Source organism: Holospora undulata HU1 (genome assembly GCF_000388175.3).
Classification (GTDB): domain Bacteria; phylum Pseudomonadota; class Alphaproteobacteria; order Holosporales; family Holosporaceae; genus Holospora; species Holospora undulata_A.
Window position 1 is genome coordinate 1 of record NZ_ARPM03000088.1, and the last position, 4124, is coordinate 4124.

A 4124-nucleotide genomic window follows, 5' to 3' on the forward strand; every position below is an offset into this window, starting at 1 on the left:
TGGGAAATAGTATCAAAAAACAAATAGTATTGCCGGTTTGGTTAATAAAACGCCAAATAGCACCAATGGGGTTTAAGAGACCTTGCGACACTTTATTATTCCAAGCTTGTGTAGATTTCTGATCAAGGAACTAAATCCTGGTCAAGGTGTTATTATGGATAATGCCTCTTTTCATAAATAATCTGTAAAACGCAGTATAATTTTTTTACCGCCCTACTCTTGTGATTTGAATCCAATAGAGAAATTCTGGGCGAATATGAAGAGGAAGACAATATACTAAATTTCAATGCTCTATTCGACGCTATTTCTTGGTTCTTTAAAATATCTAATTCAACCTAAATTACTATATAGCTAAGATAATCCAATTGGCAATATCACCGCTTTTTACTTGAAAAAAGATCAAGACCGTGATCTGGAGGAGAGCGACGCATCGTACTTTCCCCATAATTTTGGTCTGAAAATTTTTTTGTATCGCCCCCTAGTAATGTGTTGATAAATAAAGTATAATCAAAGGGGATGGTGGTATAGCTTAGCGGAAAAGCGTTACGTTGACATCTTAAAGGTCACAGGTTCGATCCTTGTTATCCCCACGATAAAAGATAAAATAATAGAATTAAGTTTTTTTATTCGGAAAAAACAAAAGAATTTTAGATTTTTTTTAGTCTTGTAACTGTAGTTAAAACGATAGCGGTGAAATGGTTCTGAATAAAAACAATAGGAATAGACCAAAAAATATTATCGAAGCTAAGTGAATAGTGCACAAGAAATTTACAGACGTTTTATGATAGCGCGGGGTAATGGTGCGGTATTGATTTAAGTTTAGAAAAAAAAAATTTGGACCAAAATTACGGCGTAAATACAATGCGTCGCTCTCCTCCAGATCATGGTCTTGATCTTTTTTCAAGTAAAAAGCGCTGATATTGCTAATTGGATTAATCTTGGGTATAACAGATTGAATAGAGATCTTATTGCTTGTTCCTCCAGCCTGGTTCCCATGTTTTTTTAGCACCACTGTGTTTGATGCGCGCACACAATCGTGCATTTCGTACCCGTTTTCAGCTTTACTGTCTAAGCTTTCAGAAATGCCTATACTCATGCTAAATGAAATTGTTTAAAAGTTTAATTTTATGTGTTAATAATTTTTCTTATGCAAAGATTTCTGACAGAATAAGATCGTTTTGCGTTAAGAACGCAGCATCGGCAAGAAAAGACCGACGCGTAGAAGATAGGATTAAGGCAGTTTTGTTATCCGACAAGGGGTGGAGCTATCGTCAAATTGTTAAAGCTCTTCTGATTGACGATCAGTCGTCATTAGAGGAGCGTAAGGAGGATCAAAAGTTAATGGTGTAAAGCGAGGGCTCTGTGAGCAAGCTGAATATTTCACAAACAGCGGAACTTATCGAACATTTGGAAAGCCACGACGTATATGAAAGTGAGTGATATCTGCGCTTTCTTGAGGCATTGCGTATACGATTCAAGGCAAGACGTTGCACGCCTATAACTTTTCGTTTAAAAAGCCAGCAGCACGGCCCGAAAAGGCAGCCAAGCGGGAAGCCTTTTATTCAACGGTGATGACACACACCTCCGGAGGATGAACCTGATGGGAGCCCTTGGATTTGACGGGTGGTATTCTTAGAAACCTTGAAGACGTTTTTTGATTAGCTGAAAAGACGTTATCCAAAGGCGCCGTTCTACCTGATCTTGGATCAAGAACCCTACAAGAAAAGACACCCAAAAGCAGCATTATTTCCAGCCCAAACCAGCCCCCCATCGAAGAATGAACATGTGCGCAATAATCGATTTTTCGCCTCTGCCAAAAAGTTTTGCGAGAGTATGCTGCAATTTTTTCGACCAAACCTGGGACAGCATCGCCAGGGATCTTGTCGAGCGCGTCAATGACTACTTTTAACGCATTAGTCCAACACTTTCAGTTTGATTTGGTATATAAAAGACTTGGATACGCTATATATTTTATCGATTCTTGATACTGACTTCGCTTTTATTTGCTTGCTTCTACGTACGAAAAGTCTTTTTTTTAAGCTATAGCTTAATCTTTTTAACCAGTACCTGAGCTGAGTGTAAAAATATTCACCCCAAATTCTTGAGCAGCTTTTTTTAAGGGCCTATCTTAGTTTTGTTTGACGTACGCTTTAAGCTTCTCTAAATCAATCTTTTTTTCTGAGCCACCAATGCCTCTTAAAAAAATAACTGCCTTCTTGTCTGTATTTTCTATGCCAATTTTCTATACCAACTTCCTATCGCTGATACACTTATTTTAAATAGGTGCGATGCTTTAATATACCTGCCCCCTTCATCTAAATATTCTATTCCCCTTTGTCTTAAATCGTTGCTGGAGCTCTTTGTCATTTTCCTTTTATTTTAACAAAAAAAATAACAAAAAAATCACACCTAATTCAACCTGAATTACTATACATTTATTCTCTTTTTATAAATTTTACTCAAAATCATCTTTTATGATAACTTTTTTGTCAGTTTTTTCATTAAAAAATATTACAATGAAAAAAAAGAAATTTATTAATATGAAATATAAAAAAATACTTATTTTTTTCGTTTTATTTCAGACTGAAAAAAGTTATAGCGGTATATTCGACATTCCTTCTACGATGTTTAAGTACACTGCAAATCTTGTGACGACTGGAGGAAAAGGATGTGCGCGTTGCGGAACCCCTTACAACGTTTCATGCATGGATCAATATGGTAATAATAAAGAAATTTATAATAAGCCAATAGAATCTTGTTTTCAAGTAACAGCCGGTGGATGCCGCCCTAGGGATGGTGCTATGGAGGAAGCAAGAAAATACTGTGCTGGGAAAGGATTGATTTTGAATGAATCAGATGCTGGAAAAAAAGAACAGGCCCGAGGAGTTTCTAATTCTCAGTTGAAAAGCATGCAAAAAGTTGTAGACAATGTAATGGATACCGCGATGCCAGCGGCAACTTTAGCATTAGGAGCAGTTGCCGGTGCCTCAGTAGTGGGTGCGCCAGCAATTCAAGGAGCTATATCATCAAGTACTGCAATGCGAGACCAAAACCTTCAGAAAAGTTCGTTAAAGATTCAAAACAAATTGATCAACAAACAAGAAGAGGGGATATCTTCTCCTTACCATCAAAACGAAGAACGACACTATCCCCAACTGCAGCACTATTCAGAGCAACAGCCTTTCCAAGGACAAGGGCAGCGCTATCCAGAGCAACAGCCTTTCCAAGGACAAGGGCAGCGCTATCCAGAGCAACAGCCTTTCCAAGGACAAGGACAGCACTATCCAGAGCAACAGCCTTTCCAAGGACAAGGACAAGGACAGCACTATCCAGAGCAACAGCCTTTCCAAGGACAAGGACAGCACTATCCAGAGCAACAGCCTTCCCAAGGACAAGGACAGCACTATCCAGAGCAATACTCCCGGGGGAAATAATAAAAAAAATTTTCATCCTCCTAAAGCGTCTCCTCAATTAAGTTGATTTTTTATATTTTTTGAGAATTTAATAAAAATGGAAGCCACGACGTATATGAAAGTAAGCGATACCTGTGCTTATGTTTTTGAGGCATTGCGTATAGGGTTTAAGGCAAGACGTTGTGGCTGCACGCCCATAACTTTTCATTTAAAAAGCCAGAAGCACGGCCCGAAAAGGAAACCAAGCAGGAAGCCTTTATTCAACGGTGATGACAACGCCGCCGAAGGATGAACCCATCCTGTTTTGTGATGACGTGCCCCCCACCATGGAAACGAAAATCACCTGTCAGGCACCCCCATTGCCATGACAGCCTTACACGCATGAACCTAATGGGAGGCACACGCGCCTACGGTGGTATCCTTAAAAACCTTGAATAGCGCCCCCTTAAAGACGTTTTTTGATCCGCTGAAAGACGCTTATCCAAAGGCGCCAATTCATCTGATCTTGGATCAACAACCTTATAACACAAGCAAAGTCACCCAAAAAATAGAGAAAGAAAGGGGGATTGAGGTGCATTATTTGCCCTCCCCTATAGCCCATAAGTGTTGAAAGTGTCAAAATAAATGTTTAACAGCATTGAAATCCCCTCCTGAAATAATAATTAATGTTTTAATAAAAGATTTCTTTAGATCTCATGTAAATTGAAATAA

Annotated in this window: 8 protein-coding genes; 4 read left to right on the forward strand and 4 right to left on the reverse strand. The window is 38.7% G+C overall.

Annotated features, from left to right (window positions below):
• Window positions 1-199: 199 nt before the first annotated feature.
• A complete protein-coding gene (locus K737_RS11820) occupies window positions 200-280 on the forward strand; it encodes a transposase (protein ID WP_407636443.1) in 81 nt (26 codons plus the stop codon).
• Between the two features lie 396 nt (window positions 281-676).
• Here K737_RS11820 and K737_RS01730 read toward each other — a convergent pair whose 3' ends face one another.
• Window positions 677-1096 carry a hypothetical protein gene (locus K737_RS01730; RefSeq protein ID WP_006293218.1) on the reverse strand — a complete coding sequence of 140 codons (420 nt, stop codon included), beginning with the start codon at window positions 1094-1096 and terminating at the stop codon, window positions 677-679.
• A 5-nt stretch (window positions 1097-1101) separates the two neighbouring features.
• On the opposite strand from K737_RS01730, the gene K737_RS01735 reads away from it, so the two are divergent.
• Window positions 1102-1350 (forward strand): hypothetical protein, encoded by a 249-nt coding sequence (locus K737_RS01735; protein WP_006293223.1) that lies wholly within the window; start codon window positions 1102-1104, stop codon window positions 1348-1350.
• 393 nt (window positions 1351-1743) lie between these two features.
• Here the strand turns inward: K737_RS01735 and K737_RS11375 are convergent, their stop codons facing one another.
• Both K737_RS11375 and K737_RS08790 read right to left on the reverse strand, forming a co-directional pair.
• The gene (locus K737_RS11375) at window positions 1744-1869 is read right to left on the reverse strand and encodes a hypothetical protein (RefSeq protein WP_268743845.1); all 126 of its coding nucleotides are present in this window, start codon (window positions 1867-1869) and stop codon (window positions 1744-1746) included.
• Between the two features lie 360 nt (window positions 1870-2229).
• Window positions 2230-2367 carry an IS630 transposase-related protein gene (locus K737_RS08790; RefSeq protein ID WP_081731144.1) on the reverse strand — a complete coding sequence of 46 codons (138 nt, stop codon included), beginning with the start codon at window positions 2365-2367 and terminating at the stop codon, window positions 2230-2232.
• Window positions 2368-2540: 173 nt separating this feature from the next.
• Here K737_RS08790 and K737_RS06730 point away from each other — a divergent pair, with 173 nt between their 5' ends.
• The gene (locus tag K737_RS06730; protein ID WP_152531033.1) at window positions 2541-3434 is read left to right on the forward strand and encodes a hypothetical protein; all 894 of its coding nucleotides are present in this window, start codon (window positions 2541-2543) and stop codon (window positions 3432-3434) included.
• A 239-nt stretch (window positions 3435-3673) separates the two neighbouring features.
• Here K737_RS06730 and K737_RS11380 read toward each other — a convergent pair whose 3' ends face one another.
• Window positions 3674-3796 carry a hypothetical protein gene (locus tag K737_RS11380; protein WP_268743846.1) on the reverse strand — a complete coding sequence of 41 codons (123 nt, stop codon included), beginning with the start codon at window positions 3794-3796 and terminating at the stop codon, window positions 3674-3676.
• Between the two features lie 29 nt (window positions 3797-3825).
• Between K737_RS11380 and K737_RS01755 the strand changes: the two genes are divergently transcribed.
• Window positions 3826-4023 (forward strand): transposase, encoded by a 198-nt coding sequence (locus K737_RS01755; protein WP_023491842.1) that lies wholly within the window; start codon window positions 3826-3828, stop codon window positions 4021-4023.
• The last annotated feature ends 101 nt before the right edge of the window (window positions 4024-4124 follow it).